At 72.4% G+C, this 17,099-nt stretch carries 20 protein-coding genes; 8 read left to right on the forward strand and 12 right to left on the reverse strand.

Features of this window, described 5'->3' with window-relative positions:
* Window positions 1–72: 72 nt before the first annotated feature.
* From AC5WS8_RS26490 to AC5WS8_RS26505, 4 genes are all read left to right on the forward strand, one after another.
* Window positions 73–1,962 (forward strand): hypothetical protein, encoded by a 1,890-nt coding sequence (locus AC5WS8_RS26490; RefSeq protein ID WP_496105972.1) that lies wholly within the window; start codon window positions 73–75, stop codon window positions 1,960–1,962.
* Between the two features lie 52 nt (window positions 1,963–2,014).
* A complete protein-coding gene (locus AC5WS8_RS26495) occupies window positions 2,015–2,689 on the forward strand; it encodes a hypothetical protein (protein WP_496105973.1) in 675 nt (224 codons plus the stop codon).
* Between the two features lie 147 nt (window positions 2,690–2,836).
* The gene (locus AC5WS8_RS26500) at window positions 2,837–3,079 is read left to right on the forward strand and encodes a hypothetical protein (protein WP_496105974.1); all 243 of its coding nucleotides are present in this window, start codon (window positions 2,837–2,839) and stop codon (window positions 3,077–3,079) included.
* Between the two features lie 111 nt (window positions 3,080–3,190).
* A complete protein-coding gene (locus AC5WS8_RS26505; protein WP_496105975.1) occupies window positions 3,191–4,009 on the forward strand; it encodes an SAM-dependent methyltransferase in 819 nt (272 codons plus the stop codon).
* A 44-nt stretch (window positions 4,010–4,053) separates the two neighbouring features.
* Here AC5WS8_RS26505 and AC5WS8_RS26510 read toward each other — a convergent pair whose 3' ends face one another.
* Together AC5WS8_RS26510 and AC5WS8_RS26515 are read right to left on the reverse strand one after the other, a co-directional pair.
* The gene (locus AC5WS8_RS26510; RefSeq protein WP_496105976.1) at window positions 4,054–4,974 is read right to left on the reverse strand and encodes a helix-turn-helix domain-containing protein; all 921 of its coding nucleotides are present in this window, start codon (window positions 4,972–4,974) and stop codon (window positions 4,054–4,056) included.
* 96 nt (window positions 4,975–5,070) lie between these two features.
* A complete protein-coding gene (locus AC5WS8_RS26515; protein WP_496105977.1) occupies window positions 5,071–5,301 on the reverse strand; it encodes a DUF397 domain-containing protein in 231 nt (76 codons plus the stop codon).
* Window positions 5,302–5,486: 185 nt separating this feature from the next.
* Here AC5WS8_RS26515 and AC5WS8_RS26520 point away from each other — a divergent pair, with 185 nt between their 5' ends.
* The 3 genes from AC5WS8_RS26520 to AC5WS8_RS26530 all read left to right on the forward strand — a co-directional run bounded on the left by AC5WS8_RS26520 (window position 5,487) and on the right by AC5WS8_RS26530 (window position 7,116).
* The gene (locus AC5WS8_RS26520; protein ID WP_496105978.1) at window positions 5,487–5,960 is read left to right on the forward strand and encodes a hypothetical protein; all 474 of its coding nucleotides are present in this window, start codon (window positions 5,487–5,489) and stop codon (window positions 5,958–5,960) included.
* Between the two features lie 292 nt (window positions 5,961–6,252).
* Window positions 6,253–6,762, forward strand: coding sequence for an ATP-binding protein (locus tag AC5WS8_RS26525; protein WP_496105979.1), 510 nt, complete (start codon window positions 6,253–6,255; stop codon window positions 6,760–6,762).
* 60 nt (window positions 6,763–6,822) lie between these two features.
* Entirely contained in the window at window positions 6,823–7,116 is a 294-nt protein-coding gene (locus AC5WS8_RS26530; protein WP_496105980.1) for a hypothetical protein, read from the forward strand.
* A gap of 103 nt (window positions 7,117–7,219) precedes the next feature.
* Here AC5WS8_RS26530 and AC5WS8_RS26535 read toward each other — a convergent pair whose 3' ends face one another.
* The 8 genes from AC5WS8_RS26535 to AC5WS8_RS26570 form a co-directional block, all read right to left on the reverse strand.
* On the reverse strand, window positions 7,220–7,651 hold the full coding sequence (locus AC5WS8_RS26535; RefSeq protein ID WP_388569157.1) for an ATP-binding protein: 432 nt from the start codon (window positions 7,649–7,651) through the stop codon (window positions 7,220–7,222).
* 108 nt (window positions 7,652–7,759) lie between these two features.
* The gene (locus AC5WS8_RS26540) at window positions 7,760–9,517 is read right to left on the reverse strand and encodes a PP2C family protein-serine/threonine phosphatase (protein ID WP_496105981.1); all 1,758 of its coding nucleotides are present in this window, start codon (window positions 9,515–9,517) and stop codon (window positions 7,760–7,762) included.
* A complete protein-coding gene (locus tag AC5WS8_RS26545) occupies window positions 9,514–10,599 on the reverse strand; it encodes a SpoIIE family protein phosphatase (protein ID WP_496105982.1) in 1,086 nt (361 codons plus the stop codon). Before AC5WS8_RS26545 ends, AC5WS8_RS26540 begins: the two co-directional genes overlap by 4 nt.
* Window positions 10,596–10,991 carry an anti-sigma regulatory factor gene (locus AC5WS8_RS26550; protein ID WP_496106032.1) on the reverse strand — a complete coding sequence of 132 codons (396 nt, stop codon included), beginning with the start codon at window positions 10,989–10,991 and terminating at the stop codon, window positions 10,596–10,598. The genes AC5WS8_RS26545 and AC5WS8_RS26550 overlap by 4 nt, the downstream gene beginning before the upstream one ends.
* A 47-nt stretch (window positions 10,992–11,038) precedes the next feature.
* Window positions 11,039–11,458 (reverse strand): STAS domain-containing protein, encoded by a 420-nt coding sequence (locus tag AC5WS8_RS26555; protein ID WP_496105983.1) that lies wholly within the window; start codon window positions 11,456–11,458, stop codon window positions 11,039–11,041.
* Entirely contained in the window at window positions 11,455–12,354 is a 900-nt protein-coding gene (locus tag AC5WS8_RS26560) for an STAS domain-containing protein (protein ID WP_496105984.1), read from the reverse strand. Before AC5WS8_RS26560 ends, AC5WS8_RS26555 begins: the two co-directional genes overlap by 4 nt.
* Window positions 12,355–12,722: 368 nt before the next feature.
* Complete coding sequence (locus AC5WS8_RS26565; protein ID WP_496105985.1) at window positions 12,723–13,100, reverse strand: anti-sigma factor antagonist; 378 nt, start codon at window positions 13,098–13,100, stop codon at window positions 12,723–12,725.
* A gap of 348 nt (window positions 13,101–13,448) precedes the next feature.
* Window positions 13,449–14,633, reverse strand: a complete 1,185-nt coding sequence (locus AC5WS8_RS26570) for a hypothetical protein (protein WP_496105986.1) — start codon at window positions 14,631–14,633, stop codon at window positions 13,449–13,451.
* Window positions 14,634–14,872: 239 nt separating this feature from the next.
* Between AC5WS8_RS26570 and AC5WS8_RS26575 the strand changes: the two genes are divergently transcribed.
* Window positions 14,873–15,175 (forward strand): DUF5133 domain-containing protein, encoded by a 303-nt coding sequence (locus AC5WS8_RS26575; RefSeq protein ID WP_496105987.1) that lies wholly within the window; start codon window positions 14,873–14,875, stop codon window positions 15,173–15,175.
* Here AC5WS8_RS26575 and AC5WS8_RS26580 read toward each other — a convergent pair.
* Complete coding sequence (locus AC5WS8_RS26580; RefSeq protein WP_496105988.1) at window positions 15,164–15,370, reverse strand: hypothetical protein; 207 nt, start codon at window positions 15,368–15,370, stop codon at window positions 15,164–15,166. The two genes, AC5WS8_RS26575 and AC5WS8_RS26580, sit on opposite strands and share 12 nt — an antisense overlap.
* Window positions 15,371–15,543: 173 nt before the next feature.
* On the reverse strand, window positions 15,544–17,004 hold the full coding sequence (locus AC5WS8_RS26585) for an alginate lyase family protein (protein WP_496106033.1): 1,461 nt from the start codon (window positions 17,002–17,004) through the stop codon (window positions 15,544–15,546).
* Window positions 17,005–17,099 lie beyond the last annotated feature (95 nt).

Genomic DNA, 17,099 nt, shown 5'->3' on the forward strand with positions numbered 1-17,099 from the left:
TTCCACGAGGGCACGTTCAGCGGACCGCGCCGGGGGCAGGCGCGGTCCGCACGGGGGGGAGGAAAGGCGCACATGACGCTGCTGGGGGACAACGCCGCGGCACTGTACGACACCGGACCGGTGCCGGGACCCGGGGGAATCCCGGTGACGTACGAGCAGGTCGCCACCGGCGGCCTCGCCACCGTCGGCCCTGACGCGCCGCTCGTACCGCGGCTCAGCGCGGGGCTCCGACTGCACGGCGAGTACCAGGGGTCGGGGTTCACCGAGCCGAGGTACATCGCCCGCCGGGGAGACGGACAGGTCGTGCAGCTCACGCGGCTGCTCCATCTGGTCGCCTCGTCGATCGACGGCAGCCGCGACACCGAGACGATCGCCCACCGGGTCAGCGCCCGGTTCGGACGCGAGGTCAGCGCGGACAACATCCGCTATCTGATCGAGAACAAGCTGGACCCGCTCGGCGTGACGGTTCCCGAGGGCCAGGAGGACGACCAGGTCTCCGCGCCCCGGTCGGACCTGCTCCTCGCGCTCAAGGGCCACCGTGTGCTGTTCGACGAGCGGCGGGTGGCCAGGATCGCCCGCGCTCTCGCCTGGCTGCACCGCCCCGTGGTCGTGGCGGCCGTACTCGCCGGCATCGCCGTCCTGGACGTGTGGCTGTTCGCGTTCTTCGGCGCGATCACCCCCGTGCTGCAGGTGCTGGACCAGCCGGTCCTTCTGCTCGTCGTGTTCGTGCTCACCGTGGCGTCCCTGGTCTTCCACGAGTTCGGCCACGCCTCCGCCTGCCGCTACGGCGGGGCCCGGCCCGGCTGCATCGGCTGCGGGTTGTTCCTCATCTGGCCCTCGATGTACACGGACGTCACCGATGTCTACCGCATCGGCAGGGTCGGCCGGCTCCGCACCGACCTCGGCGGCGTCTACTTCAACGTCGTCTTCATGCTGGCCATGGCAGGCGCCTACGCCCTGAGCGGCCAGGCCTTCTTCCTGGCAGCCGTCTATCTCGGCCACTTCGAGATCCTCGAACAGCTCATGCCGGCCGTACGTCTCGACGGCTACTACATCCTCGGCGACCTCGCGGGAGTCCCCGACCTCTACGGCAAGATCAAGCCGATCCTGCTCAGCCTGGTCCCGGGGGCCGCTGGGCGCGGGGCGCGCGCCGAGGTCGCCGCGCTCAAGAAGTCCGCGCGGACCGTCGTCGCCGCCTGGGTGCTGACGATGGTGCCGCTGATCATCGGTGAGCTCGGCTACGCGCTGTGGAACCTGCCCCGGATCACCACCACGATGATCCGCTCGCTGACCGAGCAACTCCTCGGCACCGGCGGCGCGTTCGCGCACGCGCAGATCGCCGAGGGCCTGATGGGCGTGGTCGGCTGCGTCATGCTGCTGTGCCCGATGGCCGGCGTGGTCTACCTGTCGGTGAAGCTCGGCGGACGCCTGTGGCGGGGAGGCGTCAGGGCGACGGCCGGGCGGCCACGCCTGCGTCTGGCGCTGTGCGCGCTGCTGCTGGCCGGCCTCGGCGGCCTGAGCTACGCCTGGGTCTCGGGCCTGACGCCGCGCCCGCTGCCGAAGCAACCGCCGATCGCCCCGATCCTGCAGCCCGGCGTGTCCACCTCGCCTCCGCCCGCCCGCCCCGCCACGGTCCCGGACCATCACACCACCGCACCCTCGGCGAAGGTCACCGCCGCGCCGTCCGGCACGGCGTACCCGAGCGCCTCGGCCGACCCCTCGGCATCGATCGGACCCTCGGCTCCGGCGAGTCCGCACCCCAGCGAATCCGACGCGTCACCGCAGGGCACGGTCGGCCGGCCCTCCAGCAGTCCGGTCGCGAGCGGGCAGCCGCCCGCCTCCTCGCCCGCGGGTTCCGCCTCCGGGTCGCCGGCCGCGTCGTCGTCCCCGGCCGCCAGCCCGTCCGTGCCCGTCGGTTCCAGCACGCCGCCGGCCGGATCGCCTTCGCCCACCCACTCCTGATCGCCCCGGCCAGGGCCCGGGGTCCAACGACACCACTCCAGCGGGAGACCATATGAACCAGCATCGCAAACCCCGTCCGCAGTCCGTCTTCACCAGGCGCGCCGTCCGCGTCGGGCTGTTCGCCGCGGGGGCGGCCGGACTCGCGACGGCCGTCCCGGCACAGGCGGCGACCGGGCTGCCGCACCACACCGCGGTCGCCGCCGACCAGACGTTCAGCCGCGCCGACGTCCGGCACCACACGCAGACCAGGGACTCCTTCACCGTGCGCCAGTTCGGCACGGTCGACGCCGCGAGCGTACGCAACCAGGCGAACGCCGTCGGGGTGGGCTGCTCGGTCGACGACCACTGCCGTTCGGTCGCGCTGTCCTTCCAGATCGTCACGATGGCCGGGGAGCACACGCATCTGACCGCGGTCAACCGGGGTGACGCGGTCAACGAGCACTGCGACGGCTGCCAGACCCTCGCCGGGGCCTACCAGTTCGTCGTCTCCACGCCCCGGGCCTTCACGCTTGACGCGGAGACCCAGCGGCGGCTCGCCGACATCCACCGCCGGCTGGACGCGCTGACCCGCTCCACACTTCCGGCCACCGACCTGAGGGCGCGCGCCGACGCCCTGGCCGCAGAGGTGAACACCGTGTTGCACGACGCGGTCGCGAACGCCCCGAAGGGGCACGAGGGGCCCACCGTCACCCTCCACCGCCACCTGGACGGCTGGCCCGCCCACTGACCGGGCCGGCCCGGCCCGCCGCCCCGAACGGGAGGGGTGGCGGGCCTTCTTCGGGGGGGCGGGACTCGGCGGTAGGTGAGGTCGGACGCGCTGTACTCGCGGTGGGCGCCGTCGGGTCCGCTGCCGTTCCCGGGTGGTTCCGCGCCCGTGTCGTTGCCGATGTACGGCCTCAGGGAGGCGACCCGGCAGGCGGTCAACGCCTGGAGCCGGGTCCGCGGACGCTTCGACGCGGTCGCCGACTTCGGCCTCGCCGTGCGCGACCCCGGCAACCCCCGGCGGATCGAGCCCGGTCTCCAGGTCGGCGACTGGCTGCACCTGGACCCGGAGGGACACTACGCCCTGGCCGCAGCAGTCCCGCCGCCTCTCTTCCGCAACACCAGGGTGGGGTAGCGGAGTTGGCGCGGTGTACTTCGTTCGGGACTGGCACGGGGGGACACGGGTTCCCTAGGATGGTCTGCCCGTCGAGCCGGTTCGACGGCACGGCCCGGAGCTGGGGGAACGATGCGGTCTGGCAGGCGGTTGTCCACGTCGATCGACGCCACGGTGCCGACGGCCGCCCGTATGTACGACCACTACCTGGGCGGCAAGGACAACTACGCGGTCGACCGGGCCGCGTGTGAAGAGCTCGACAAGGTCGTCCCCAGCACGCGCGCCCTCGCGTTGAACAACCGACGGTTCCTGCAGCGGGTCGTGCGGACGCTGGCTGAGGAGTACGGCATCCGCCAGTTCCTCGACCACGGATCCGGACTGCCCACCCAGGACAACGTCCACCAGGTCGCCCAGCGCATCGACCCCGCGTCCCGCGTGGTGTACGTCGACAACGACCCGATGGTCCTGGTGCACGGCAGGGCCCTGCTGGAGCAGGACGAGCGCACGGTCGTGATCCGGGCCGACATGCGGGACACGGAGACGATCTTCACCCACCCGGAGACCCGGCGCCTGATCGACTTCGCGCAGCCGGTCGCCGTCCTCTTCAACTCGGTGATGCACTGCATCCCGGACAGCGAGACCGAGGGACCGCCGGCCCTGGTCCGCCGGGTGGCCGAGCGGCTCGTGCCCGGCAGCTTCGCGGTGATGTGCCAGCTCGTCAGCGAGGACGCCGAGGTCCGGGACTTCGTCACCGACTTCATGGACCGTGTCACGCAGGGAAACTGGGGTCGCGTGCGTCAGGAGAAGGACGTGGAGGCCTGGTTCGAAGGGATGGACGTGCTCGAACCCGGTCTGGTGGAGGTCTCCACCTGGCGGCCGGACTCCGAGGTCGCCCCCCGTCAGCTCACCCAGGAGTGGATCGAGTTCGGAGGAGTGGGCCGGATCCGCTGACGGCCACCCGCACCGGGGCGTGCGCCGGAGCCCACGTCCCCGGGTCACCCGGCCGGGTAGCGCTCCCTGAGCGTCCTGCCCAACAGGGCCAGCGACTGGCGCGGGTCGAGGGCCTCGTCCGCGAGCCGGTCCAGGACCACGCGGTACTCCTCCGTCTCGTCCCGGTCCTCCAGGAAGTTGGCGCTCCTGATGTGCTCCAGGTAGACGATGTCCGGCAGGTCCACGCCGGCGAAGCGCAGGTAGGTGACCGGGATGGCCGGGGCCGACGCGTTCGTCACGTCCAACGGCACGACCTGCAGGGTCACCTGCGGACGCTGCGCCATCTCCACCAGGTGCTCGAGCTGCTCGCGCATCACCTCGCGGCCGCCCAGCACCCGCATCAGCACCGACTCGTCGACGACGGCCCACAGCTGAGGCGCGTCCGGACGCGACAGCAGCTCCCGCCGCCGCATCCGCAGCTCCACCCGGCGCTCCACCTCGGCGGCCGACGCCGTCGGAAGACCACGCTCCACCACGGCCCGGGTGTAGGCCGGGGTCTGCAACAGCCCGGGTACGTACTGGATCTCGAAGGTACGGATCGCCGTGGCCGCCTCCTGCAGCCCGACCAGGCGGTCGAACCACTCGGGCATCAGCCGTTTGTCGTAGCGCTGCCACCAGCCCGGCTCACCGGCCCGACGCAGCAACTGCACCAGCACCGACGCCTCGTGGCCGTCCGCCCGGTACAGCCGCAGCAGTGCCCGTACGTCGTCTTCCGTGGGCGGCTTGCGGCCCTTGCCGGCCTCGATGCGTGACAGCTTCGCCGGACTGAAACCGAGCGCCCGCGCCGCCTGTTCCTGGGAGAGGCCGGCGTCCTCACGCATGCCCGCCAACTGTACGCCGACCAGCATCTTCAGAAGAGTCGGCGCGGGCTCGGTCCGGCTGAGATACGGTTCGAGACGGGAGACGCGGTGCGACGAGGCGGACATCCTGACTCCCAGCAGGCCGACAGACTTCAGGCCCGCATTATCGCATTTCCTCACGCCCCGTCGCAGTGGACGGCAGAACCGAAGCGAACGGATCCGTCACACCAGATGATCGAACTCCCCTTCCTTGGCGCCGGCCAGGAACGCGGCGACCTCGGCGGGCGTGTACACGAGCGCGGGCCCTTCCGGATCGCGAGAGTTGCGCACCGCGATGGCCCCGTCGGCCAGGCGGGCCAGCTCGACACAGTTGCCCTCGGCGTTGCTGTGCCCGCTCTTGATCCAGCGGGCCTCCAGCGAGCCCGCCTGCACTCCGTTCGGCACTGAAGGCACCACAGTCTCCTTCCGCTGTCCGTCGTGCAATTTCCCGTGCAATTGCACGACGGTACTGACTCCGTGGATAATAGCGGCGGCGTCCATCGCTTCACAGACGTCCGCGTGCTGACGTCGCATCAGAGCGATGCCGTGCCGTAGCAATGTCGTGTCGTTCTTGGCCCCACACTGTTGCGGGAGTGGAAATGGCCACACCACTGAAGGACCTGGGGCACGTGCCGTGGGACTCCATCAAGGACTCCAGCGGCTCCGCCGAGGCCATCCCGGTCCTGCTCCACGACGTCGCCCGGGGCGACGAACCCACCGCCCTGGCGGCACTCGGCCATCTGCGGGAGCGCATCTGCCAGTACGGCTTCGTCGTCGACCAGGCCACGGCGGCCACGGTCCCGTTCCTGTGGGAGCTGGCCCGCCTTCCTCAGGTGACCTGCCGTGCGGAGATCCTCCGCCTGCTGAGGAGCATCGCCGACGCACACCAGTGGGAGAGCACTGCCATCGTCTATCCCAAACTGCTCAACTACCCCCAGGACTATGTGGGGTGGGAGCGCGCCGCCCGCCGCGCAGTACGTGCCGACCGGGGCGTACTGCGCCAACTGCTCGCGGAACACGACGCCGAACTCGTCGAGGCCGCCGGCGAGCTCGCCTCCGCACTGGCCGGCTGAGCCCTCGGGATCAGCCGCCTGAGCCTTCGGGATCGGCCGCCTGAGCCTTCGGCACCGGCCCGTTGCCGCGCCCGGATCGGTCGACCGAGGCATCCGCCTGATCTGCCGGGGCCGGCAGATCAGGCGCCGGGCATTTTTTCGCACTCATGGCTCGTCCGCGGGCGGGTATGCGTGGATCGATGAATGAACCACACCACATCCCGCCGTCCCTCCTCATGGAGGCCCGGTGCCGTCTTCGTGACGGCACGGGACCCGCAGGCCTGCCCGACTCCTTCCCCGTGCGATGAAGCCGATGGACCTTTCCCCGCGGGAGGGCGGGAACCCGCAAGCCGCCGACGAGCGCCGGACCGGCGCCCTCGTGCGCCCACAGCACGGGCACACGCCCGACGGTGTGCGCCGAAGCGATCCGACCCCGCCCGGGGCCCCGGTGACGAGCGCGGCCACGGCTCGCGCGTACGTGCTCGCGGTCGTCCGCCGTCACTGGGACTCCGCGCCCGTGCGGCCGGCCGAGCAGGCCGTCACCGACCTGCTGCTGGTCACCTCGGAACTGGTCGCCAACGCCATCCGCCACGGGGGCGGGCTCGCGGGTTTCGAGGCCGTCCCGACGCGGGAGGGCGTCCGGCTCGTCGTGCACGACTGCAGCCCCGACGTCCCCTCCGTCGCGTTCGGCACGGGCGAGCTTCCGAACAGGCAGGACCGCGGCGGGTTCGGCTGGCCGCTGATCATCAAGCTGGCGCGCGACATCGCCATAGAGCCTCGCGCCGACGGCAAGACCGTCAGCGTGCTCGTGCCACTTGGCTGATCCGTGTTTCCGAGGGCGAAGCCGGGCAACGCGGAACGGGACGCCTGTGAAGGAGCCCACATGATCGCCGTAGCCCTGCTCATGCCGGTGTCCATGCTGTGCCTCGTGCTGGCGCTCGGCAGATACGAGGAGCGCCTGCTCACCCCGGGTGGCACCAGGAAGGCCCGCGGTGCGGCACACCGCCGACTGCGCGCTGTGCCCCGCTCCTCCCCGGAGGGCGCGGACGGCGCCGACACCGGGTCGCAGGCCCCCCAGAAGCCCGCGGCACAGACCACGGCGCAGAAGGCCGAGGACACGCGGGTCGCCGCACGTACCGCCCCGGAGGGTTCCAGGTCGCGATGGAAGGCGGCCTGACCCCACGAACGGCCCCGCGCTCAGCGTCGACCCGGCCGACGCTTCCGCGGGCGGCTTCCGGCTCGGTGGGGAGCGGACCGGGGTTTCGAAAGGGGCCCGCGCCCTACCAGGGCAGGAAGACGTGCACGTCCTTGCCGTCCGGCTGGACGACCACGCTCACCTGGTGGCACAGCGTGTGCACCAGGTGCCATCCGATGCCTCCGCTCTGGCCCGGTTTGAAGGGACGCGGCGCGGGAGGCGTCGTACTGGTGTCGTGGAGCGTCACATGGACGCCGTCGTACGTGGGACGCATCCGCAGGCCGAACGGCCCGGGCGCGTACTGGACGGCGTTCGCCGCCAGCTCGTCGACCACCAGCAGGATGTCGTTCCAGTACTCGGGACTCGTCGGAGGGGAAGCCCGGGCCAGCCGTCGCAGAAACTCCTCGGCGGCCAGTCGTGCCCCGGTGACGTCGGGCAGGTCACCGCCGAAATCGGCCACCAGGGCCTCAACCGTCTCGAACGGCCAGGCCTTGTCCCAACGCGGCTCGGTTGCCATGCCGTCCTTCCCACCGGCCGGCCCTCCGGCCGGTTGTCGTCGTTGGTCGCGCTGTCGTCCGGCCCCCTTATGACGGTTGCCAGAAAGCCGGAGGATACGCATCCAGGATCACGTCACGGAAGGTCTCCCCGCCGTCACGGCGCTCTCGCCGTCCACGTGGCACAACAGGAGACACACATCGTCCTCTCCCTCCGAGTCCCGCAGCATCGGCTCGAGTACCCGGTCTGCGGCGCCCTCCAGACCGCCGTCCCGGTCCGGCACGGGGAGCGCGGACATCGCCTCGGCCAGCCGCTCGATGCCCGGGTCGATGCCGTACGCCCGCCGCTCCACCAGGCCGTCCGTGTACAGGGCGAGCGTGGAGCCGGGCGGCAGGGGTGCGGTGTGGTCCTCGATCTCCTGATGTACCGGAACGCCCAGCATGGCGCCCGGCTTGGCGTCGAGCGTGTGCACCCGGCCGTCGGGCGTGCGCAGCACCGGGGGCGGGTGGCCGGCCGCGGCCCAGGTCAGCACGGGCTCCCCGGGACGGAAACGGGCGATGACCGCGGTGGCGTACAGATCCGGCTGCAGGTGGTGCAGGAACAGGTGCAGCCGGGTCAGGAGCCGGCCCGGGCTGCCCCCGTCGACGGCGTACGCGCGCAGGGCCGTCCGCAGCTGGCTCATCATCACCGCCGCGCGCAGCCCGTGCCCGGTGACATCGCCGATCACTGTGATCAGGCTCCCGTCGGGCTGCCGGAAGGCGTCGTACCAGTCGCCGCCGATGTTGAGACCGTGGGTCGCCGGCAGATAGCGGGCGGCGAGCCGGAGCCCTGGGGTGGCGGGCAGCTCGGTGAGCAGCGCCCGCTGCAGTGTCTCGGCGATGTCGCGGCTGTGCTCGAAGCGCTGGGCGTTGTCGATCGCGATGGCGGCCCTGCGGGCCAGTTCGATCAGCATCACGGCGTCGTCGGGGTCCCACCGGTCGCCGGGCGCAGTGAGGGTGATCACGCCGAGCGGCACCTGCCGGGCGGACAGGGGGAGACACAGCAGCGGCCGGGTGGGGTGCAGGGCGGAGGGCGGCCGGTCGTCCACGCCGGGCAGACCCCCCGGATGGGGGGCCGCGTACTGCGGGCGGCCGGTACGGGCCGCGAGCACGGCGGCGGCCGGGCGGGGCGCGTGGCCCGACTCCGCTTCCTCGTCACCGAGCAGCCACACCTCGGCGGTCCGCGCGTACGCCGGGGTCAGCAGCTCGGGCAGCAGACGCACGATCTCGCCGTGGTTCAGGGATGCCGTCAGTGCGGCGCTGGCGTCGGCGAGGAAGGTGAGCCGACGGCGCGCCTCCTCGGCCTCCGTGCGCGCGGCCCGCTCGGCGGCGAACAGCTCGCGCTGCGCCTGCCCGGCGGCGTCCAGGTCGGCGTGCAGGGCGAGGACGCCCTGGTTGGTCTGGTGCAGCTCCTCGCGGTGGAAGGCGACCAGCGCCTCCTGCTCGGTCAGCGCGTCCAGGACGCGCGCGGTGTCGTCGTCGGCGCCGAACAGCGCCTCGGCCAGGGCCGGCGCGGAGGCGCGCACCGCCACCGCGCCGGCCCGGCCGCCCCGCTCCGGCGCCGGAACCTGCGCCTGCCACGTCGGGTCCTCGTGGGGGCGCTCGTCGGGGTCGGGACGGACGGCGACCCACAGCCGTGGCTGCTCCTCGTGCTGCGACGGGGGAGTGGTCCCAAGGCTCAGCCGCCAGGCACCGCCCTTGGTGAGGCACTGGCGCAGCTGCTCGGTGAGCGCGGTGACCAGGCGGGTGCGCTCGACGACGGAGACACCGAGATCGGCCGCGAGCCGGGCGGTGGCGATCCGGGCCCGGGCGGCGTCGACGACGGTGATGATCTGCCAGGTGTGGGTCATGGTTCACGCTTCGGCGGTGTGGGGGAGAGCACGGTCACCGTGGTGTCGTCGCGGACGGGCAGGGCGGCACTGCTGGCGTCCCGCACGATCACGGCGGCCGTCACCCCCGGGTCCAGCTCCGCGGGGAGCACGTCCTCCCGCAGGGACCACCGGCTGGGCAGTCCGTCGCTGTGCAGGACGAGGAGACAGTCGGGCGACCAGGGCAGCCGCCGGCGGGGGATGCGCGCCGGCCGGTGCGCGCCGACTATGCCCGGATGCGACAGCAGGTGCTGCCAGCCGCCGCCGGAACGGAACCGGGCGCCGATGTTGCCGATGCCGGAGAACTCCAGACTCCCTTGCGCGAGGTCGAGCTGGGCGACCGCGACGGCGGCGCCGCGGGTGTCGCGCAGCACCGTGTGCAGGACTCCGAGCAGCTCCGCCGGCGGCAGATGTGCGCTGTCCCGCAGTTGCCGGACGGCCGCGCCGGAGGCCTGGGCCGCGGCCGGGCCGTGGCCCAGGCCGTCGGCGAGGAGCAGGGTGACCCGCTCCCCGAACCTCACACACGCCCAGGCGTCCCCCGAATGGGGTTCGGCCAGGGGAATGTTGACGCCGCCGGCGCGCACCGGGGTGTGGTCGTGGCGTGCCTGCCCCTGCCGGGCGTGCCCGTGCCGCCGGCGACCGGACGTCGCCCTTATCCGGGCCAGGGCGACGGTGCCCCGCCCGGGTGCGCTGTGCAGGGAGAAGTCGTCCGCTATGCGCCGGCAGGTGCCGAGGCCGGCACCGAGCGAGGCCGTGGTGGAGAAGCCGTCGCCCAACGCGGCCGCGAGGTCGGGGATGCCCGGGCCGTGATCGATCGCGACGATCTGCAGCGCCGGCCCCTGAGCGGCCTCCTCCGCGGTGAGGTCCGCGTCCACCGTTTCGATGAGGATCCGACCGCCGCCCGCGTGCTTGAGCAGGTTGGTGGCGAGCTCGGTGGAGACGAGCACGGCCGCGGCCGTACGGGCGTCGACGAACCCGGCGTGGCCGCAGGCTTCCTGCGCCGCCACCGCGACATCCCGGACCCGGGTCGAGTCGTACACGGGCACGTCCCGGACGTGGGTCATCGGACCTCCTCGCGGGGTCGCGGCGGCCCGGCGGCCCAGCAGACCACGGTGACCCGGGTGCCGTCGCCGGGACGGGAGTCGATCGAGAACTCGTGGACCAGTCGCCGGGCTCCGCCGAGCCCGAGCCCCAGACCGCCGCCCGAGGTGTAGCCGTCGGTGAGGGCCTGCTCGATGTCGGGGATCCCCGGCCCCTCGTCGACGAAGGACAGGCGCAGCCCCGAGGCGCGGCCGTTGTCGAGGAAGGCGAGCTCCACCTGTCCGCCGCCGCCGTGGACGAGCGTGTTGCGTGCGAGCTCGCTGGCCGCGGTGATCAGTTTGGTCTGATCCACCAGACCGAAACCGATCTCGGCGGCCGCCTGCCGCACATGCTGCCGCACCCAGGCCAGATCCATGTCCGTTCGGATGGGCAGGCATGTGGTGACGCGGCCCGATGTCTCCGTCACGCGTTCTCCTGGCGTGCTGGACCGTGGGGCAGGGGCGTGGCCGCCTGTGTCAGCATCCTCAGGGCCGCGTCGGTGTCGAGCGCGGTGCGCAGCCCCGGCAGCGTGAGGCCGAGCTCCACCAGCGTGATGGCCACCGCGGGGCGCATGCCCGCCACGACGGTGTCCGCGGCGAGCAGTTTGGCGCTCGCCGCGATCTCCGCGAACACGCGCCCGAGGAACGAGTCGACGATCTCGACCCCGGACACGTCGATGACCACGCCGGTGACGGAACTGCCCACGATGGCCTCGCTGACGTCCTGCTGCAGCTGTTCGGCGGCCTTGTCCTCCAGTTCGCCGTGGAGGGTGACGAGGAGTACGTCACCGAGCTTGAGCACGGGGACGGAGACACCCGTCGCGTTCCCGGAACCGCCGGTCACCGCCGGCCTCCTCCCTGGCCCGCCCGGTCGACGATCACGGCGCCCAGCTCGTGCAGGGCGTACGCCAGGGCATCGGCCAGGCTCGCCCGGGTGAGGACCGTGCCCAGGTCGATCCCCAGATGCACGATGGTCTGGGCGATCGCCGGCCGGATACCGGAGACGATGCACTCCGCGCCCATGAGGCGGGTCGCCGCGACCGTCTTCATCAGGTGCTGCGCCACCAGGGAGTCCACGGTGGGTACTCCGGTGATGTCCAGGATGGCGAACCGGGCCTGCTGGGCGACGACGGCGTCCAGCAGGCTCTCCATCACCACCTGGCTGCGGGCGCTGTCCAGGGTGCCGATGAGCGGTACGGCGACGATGCCGTTCCACAGTTTGATGACGGGCGTGGCCACTTCGAGCAGTTGCAGGCGCTGCCGCTCGATGATCTCCTCGCCGGTGCTCAGGGCGGTCTCCATGACCAGCACCCGCAGCGTGCCCATCAGGGCGGTGAGCGCGACGGCGTGCGATCCGCTCGCCTCGCCGTCCGACCCGGACAGTTCGGCGCCCAGCAGTTCCCTGATCGAGGGGCCCAGGGCCGCCACCTCGTCGGCGATCTGCGACGGCGTCGCGCCCGCACGGGCCCGCGAGGCCGCCATGCGCGTGAGTTGCTCGCGCATCCCCGCGAACCCCGGGGCGCGCAGGTCCTCGATCCGTCCGGAGGCGGCCACCGCGGCGAGCGCCTCCACCAGGGACCCGGCGGCTTCCACCGCCTCGTCCCGGGACACCGTGAACACCGTACGGAACAGTGTCTGGTCGGCCCAGCGCTGGGAGATCTGCTCCCGACGTCGCAGCAGGAAGTCCCCCACGGCCCTTGTCGAGGCTCCTGGGTTCGTTGCCGACTCCTGGTCCGTCACGTCCCTGTCTCCTTCGTACGTACCCTCCCGCGACGGCCGGGGAGCCTGCCCGGAGAGCGCGGTTCCTTGTGTCGGGCGACCACTGTAATCATCGGAGATCCCCCCTCGGCACCCGAGGAAGTCCCGGAGACCGTCCAACGATCGGGGGACCCCGTCCACTGCCGTCGTGTCCATGGAGTCGGGGCCGTTCGAGGCGGGCGGCGACGAACGGGGACACCATACGGGCGGGCGAACTTCCCGTGCCACAACGTCAGTTGACCGGCCGTCGGCACACCGAACCGGTCACCCCGCGCGGTGACCGGTTTCGTCGGCGCCCACGTGGCACGGCACCGCTCCGCGATGCCGTGCCACGTGGGCGATGGTGCGCCTCAGGGTCGGCTCAACGCGTCGCCCGTGTCGTCCAGCGCGTTCTGGACGGACGTGAAGGACGGGACCGTCAGGCTCACCCCGGTCAGGTCCAGGATCCGCTGCACGGCCGGGGCCGGGTCGATGAGGCCGATCGAGCCGCCGGCCTGACGGGTCTCCTTGTAGGCGTTGAGAATGATGTTGATGCCGGACGAGTCCATGAAGGGCACCTCCGACAGGTCGAGCAGCAGATGCCGGCGGCCGTGGTGCATCTGGTTCGCCAGGTGGTGGTGCAACTCCGTCGCCGTGTCGACATCCAGGAAACCCTTCACAGTGACCAGCGCGACATCCTCCCGGGGCATCGTCACATCGATGGACAGCGGCGTCTGCTCAGCCGACACAAGGTCCTCCCATCCGTACGGCGTGGCGGGGCTCGCCTACCCCGGGTCGGGCAACCGATGCACCGCGACCCGCGCTCCTGAAGTGATCAACATCTCCCTGCCGAGCGGCACACGACAGTGAGTTCGGCCCCGGGTACCCCGGAAACCACCACCCACACCCGGACATCACGAATGGCGGACACCCGGACGTGAATCCGGCCGCGCATACTTCCCGGGAAGCCGGGCAGCAGCACCTCGGACCGCTCGTGGGCGCTCTCCCCCCTGGTGCCTCGAGCCGTCGGCCCCGCCGATGCCCCTCCCCCCGGCACGCGGCGGGGCCCTCTGCTGTCGGGCCACCGGGCCGGGCGGCTACTCCGGGTCCCCGGCGTCCGACGGCCGGACGGGGGAGGTTTCCGCGGAGGGCTCCTCCTCCGGGGCGGTGCCACGGTCCTGCTGGTCCGGTACACCGAGCGACCTGACCCCGTCCATCGCGCGCTCCAGGGGCCTGGCCAGCGTGCGCAGCGAGAAGCCCCCCCTCCTGCGCGGCCGGCGCGGTGCGGGCGGCGGAGCGGACTCCTGGTAGGCCGCCAGCGCCTCGTGGGCGAGTTCGGCCGCCTCCTTGTACATGTCCCGCGACTTCGTCATGGCCTCGAGCGCCTCGGCGTAGGCGGCGAGCCGGCGGCGCGCCATGGCCAGTTCCTCCTCGAGGGTGGTCAGATGCCACTGCTCGCGCAGCGCCGACAGGGCTTCCTCGGCGCCCTCCGGCAGGGGCGCGGGCTGCTCGGCGCAGCGCCGTACGGCGTCGATGAGCTCCGTGGGGCGCGAACCGTCGAGGAAGACCGTGCGCACGCTGAACCCGTTGTCCTCGGCGCCCGGGGAGGACGGCTTCGCGGGCAGCACCACGGCCCCGCCTCGGGGCACCCGGGCCCCGAGGTCGTAGAGGGCCCAGTTGACCACCTGGAACTGCTCGGGCGCGGCCCGGTGTTCCACCACGCGGTGCCTGAGGCTCGGCGGCAGCAGCGGCGCGAGGGGGCGCAGCCCGCGCGCGTCGGGAGTCATCGCCTCGTGGACGACCACGTGGATGCCCCACGAGTGGCGCGCGCAGTCCTTCAGCAGGCGGCGCAGCGCCCGGTCCTCCGAAGGAAGCGGGTTGATCCCCCTGAAGCGCAGCCCGGACACCACGTCGTGGTCCCAGGGCACGTCCGGGTCGTCGGGCCAGAAGACGGTGGCCGGTGAGGGCCAGTGGAGCTCCCAGGCCCGATCCGCCTCGGCCACCAGAGCCCAGTCCTGGGCGCCGTCGTCGCCGGGTGCGCCGACGTCGAGCCTGGCCCGTACGACGACATCGTCCGCGACGAGCCACCGCGCCTCGAAGGCGCGCGCGGGTGCGCCGTCCCGGGAACCGTCGAACTCGGTCTCGTCCTGGATGAGGTCGTCGTTCCTCAGGTCGCGCAGGCGGCGGCGGACGGCGTCCTCGGCGCCCGGGCCGGGGTGTCGCCCGCGGGCCAGCCACACGGTGTCGGGAGCCGTGGCACGGGCGGTGGAGGACTTTGCCATGGATCACTCTGGGGAAAGGGGACAGGGGCGCCTCCCAGTATGGTCCGCGCACGTCAAGAGCCAGCAGGGGAGGGTGGGTCATGATCGCGTGTCGCGCCGCGGTCCCGCCGGGTGAAGGGCGACTTTGGGGAGTACAGGGTCGAGATCACGCCAAAAAGGCGGCCGCTGTGAGATGAGTTGTGCATGCTTCACCCGGGACAGGGGAGCCGGGACGGAAAAACCAGAGAAAGGGCCCTACCGTGCTGGTTCCGGATCCGAAGGCCGTCAGGAGACTGCTGACCCGGTACGCGACCCTGCGGATCGCGCTCGCCGAACGGGAGACAGCCGAAGCGGCACGAGCGCTGGCGGATGTCAGCTACACGCTGTGCGTCACGACGGGGACCCGGGACGTGCGCGACGCCGTCGCAGCCGCCGACGCGCTGCTCGTCGATGACGTCCCGAGGCACGCCCCCCAGCAGCCGCTCCGGTCCGGAATCACGGTCCCGGGGCCCGTCCCCGGCCCCGGCGCGGTGATTCCGGACCGGGAGTCGCTAGGGCAGTAGCTTGTCCAGCGCGGCGTGCCCCTCGGAGGCGAGCTTCCGCTCCGCCCAGGCGAGGGTCCTGGGGGTGATGTCCCGCCCCGAGGCGAGGACCAGGTCCTCCGCCGAGGCCTCGAGCGGGCACGCGTGCAGCAGTTCGTCCGGCGTGGCACGGTCATCGGCCGGACGACGCGACGCATCGGGCTGTGACGTCGACATTCTGTCTCCTCTGCGAGTCGATCCTCCCCTCACCTTTCCCCCAGACGGCGCAGCGCGCATCCCGAAGGGGACCGGGATCGGCACGCGGGTACGGAGCGTTGCCGGCCGGCGCTCCACGTGTCCGCGCGGAGGACTCCGGCGGTCCTGCGGCGTGCGACCGCCGGCCCTTGGGCTCAGGCGCTGTCTCGTCCGGCGCGTCCGCGGCGGCGCAGCAGGAGCAGTCCGCCGGCGATGGCGGTGACGCCCGACGCGGCGGTCCAGGCGGGCACGTCCGAGGAGCCGCTGTTCGCCAGGTCCCTGTCCCGGCCGGGCTTCGGACGGGACGTGGACGACGGCCCGGAGGACCCGGCTGCGGTACCGGTCCCGGAGGACCCGGTTGCGGCACCGGCACCGGTCCCGGAGGCGGGCGTCGGGGACCTCGTCGCCTCGGCCGCGGACGCCCGGTCGCGGGTGAACGTCAGCGTGCCGAAGCCCAGCTGGTCGTATCCGCCGCTGTTGGGCCCGTAGTCCCCGCCGCCGCCCTCCGGCGCCGTCCTGGCCGCGATGCGTGTGACGTGGGGCGCGTCCAGCCCGCGGCGCTCGGTGTAGTGGTTGGCGATCATGGCCCAGATCGGGCGCGTCATGGCCGGGTTCACGGCGGCCGCCCTGTCGGTCGTCTCGCTGCCGGACCACACCCCCGGTGCGCCCTTCCTCCGGGTCAGCGGCGCGTAGGGCACGGATCCGCCCATGCTCCACTTGGCCACGTACTCGGCGCCCTTGAGGAAGCGGCTGTCGTCGTACCCGTACAGGTCGATGCCCTGGTTCCAGGCCATCTCGCACACCGTGCCCATCAGGCCGACGCCGAGCAGGGCATGCCCCTGGTTGCGGCCCGCCTCCGCCCATTCGGCGAGGCCGTCGGAATACACCACGGGGATGGCGTTCGCGACCGCGCCCATGCCCTCGCCGTGGCGGAAGTAGGAGACCGCCTGGTCGACCGCGGTGCGGTCGTCGCAGAGGATGCCGACGGCGAGGACGCAGGCCATCGCGGCCAGGTCCCAGTTGGTCCAGTAGTTGCCGGCGTAGGCGCCGTTGTGGTGGGTGAGGAAGTCGGAGCTGAGCGGAAGGAAGACGGACCGCATCATCTTCTGGAAGCGGGCCAGGTCGAACCCGTCGTGGTCGCGCACGAGTTCGGCGGCGTTGGCGAACTGGTAGCCGTACAGGCCGGCCGCGAGGAACCGGTCCGCCGTGCCGTCCAGCTCGGTCAGGGTGGCGGACCAGGCGTTGAGGATGGCCACGGCGGTGTCCCCGTGCGCGGCGTCGCCGCCGACGTGCCGGCGCAGGGCGTTCTGGTAGGCGGCGTGGACGTCGTTGTACAGCACCGAGTAGTTCTCCGGGGTGCCCGATCCCCGGTAGACGGTCGCCGCCGGGCGGGCCGTCCAGGTGCTCTGCGCGTGCCGGTTGGCGGTGAGCCTGGCGAAACCCGCCGTGTAGGGAGCTGCGCCCGCCTTCACCTTGGCCGCCATGCGGTCGAGGTCGGCCCGGGTGTGCAGCAGCCCGGGGTGCGCGAAGCCGGTGCCCGCCGCCGACGCCCCGGTGGCGGGCACGGCGGCGGTGACGCCGGCCGCGCCCGCGGCCGCACCGGCGATCTTCAGCATGCTCCGGCGGCTGATCTGTGCTCTCACGTGCGTGGGTCCTCGGTTTTCGTCAGGGATGTCCGATGCGGACGACTGCGCACAGGAGACGGCTCCGG

This window comes from Streptomyces sp. PTL18 (genome assembly GCF_059510295.1).

Bases quoted from the DNA above. Each gene is read 5' to 3' on its own strand.
- AC5WS8_RS26505 (WP_496105975.1), top strand. From the start codon at position 3,191: ATGCGGTCTGGCAGGCGGTTGTCCACGTCGATCGACGCCACGGTGCCG.
- AC5WS8_RS26550 (WP_496106032.1), bottom strand. From the start codon at position 10,991: ATGGATCTGGCCTGGGTGCGGCAGCATGTGCGGCAGGCGGCCGCCGAG.
- AC5WS8_RS26585 (WP_496106033.1), bottom strand. From the start codon at position 17,004: ATGCTGAAGATCGCCGGTGCGGCCGCGGGCGCGGCCGGCGTCACCGCC.
- AC5WS8_RS26540 (WP_496105981.1), bottom strand. From the start codon at position 9,517: ATGACCCACACCTGGCAGATCATCACCGTCGTCGACGCCGCCCGGGCC.
- AC5WS8_RS26580 (WP_496105988.1), bottom strand. From the start codon at position 15,370: ATGTCGACGTCACAGCCCGATGCGTCGCGTCGTCCGGCCGATGACCGT.
- AC5WS8_RS26520 (WP_496105978.1), top strand. From the start codon at position 5,487: ATGGCCACACCACTGAAGGACCTGGGGCACGTGCCGTGGGACTCCATC.
- AC5WS8_RS26495 (WP_496105973.1), top strand. From the start codon at position 2,015: ATGAACCAGCATCGCAAACCCCGTCCGCAGTCCGTCTTCACCAGGCGC.
- AC5WS8_RS26545 (WP_496105982.1), bottom strand. From the start codon at position 10,599: ATGACCCACGTCCGGGACGTGCCCGTGTACGACTCGACCCGGGTCCGG.
- AC5WS8_RS26510 (WP_496105976.1), bottom strand. From the start codon at position 4,974: ATGTCCGCCTCGTCGCACCGCGTCTCCCGTCTCGAACCGTATCTCAGC.
- AC5WS8_RS26530 (WP_496105980.1), top strand. From the start codon at position 6,823: ATGATCGCCGTAGCCCTGCTCATGCCGGTGTCCATGCTGTGCCTCGTG.
- AC5WS8_RS26490 (WP_496105972.1), top strand. From the start codon at position 73: ATGACGCTGCTGGGGGACAACGCCGCGGCACTGTACGACACCGGACCG.
- AC5WS8_RS26525 (WP_496105979.1), top strand. From the start codon at position 6,253: ATGGACCTTTCCCCGCGGGAGGGCGGGAACCCGCAAGCCGCCGACGAG.
- AC5WS8_RS26570 (WP_496105986.1), bottom strand. From the start codon at position 14,633: ATGGCAAAGTCCTCCACCGCCCGTGCCACGGCTCCCGACACCGTGTGG.
- AC5WS8_RS26535 (WP_388569157.1), bottom strand. From the start codon at position 7,651: ATGGCAACCGAGCCGCGTTGGGACAAGGCCTGGCCGTTCGAGACGGTT.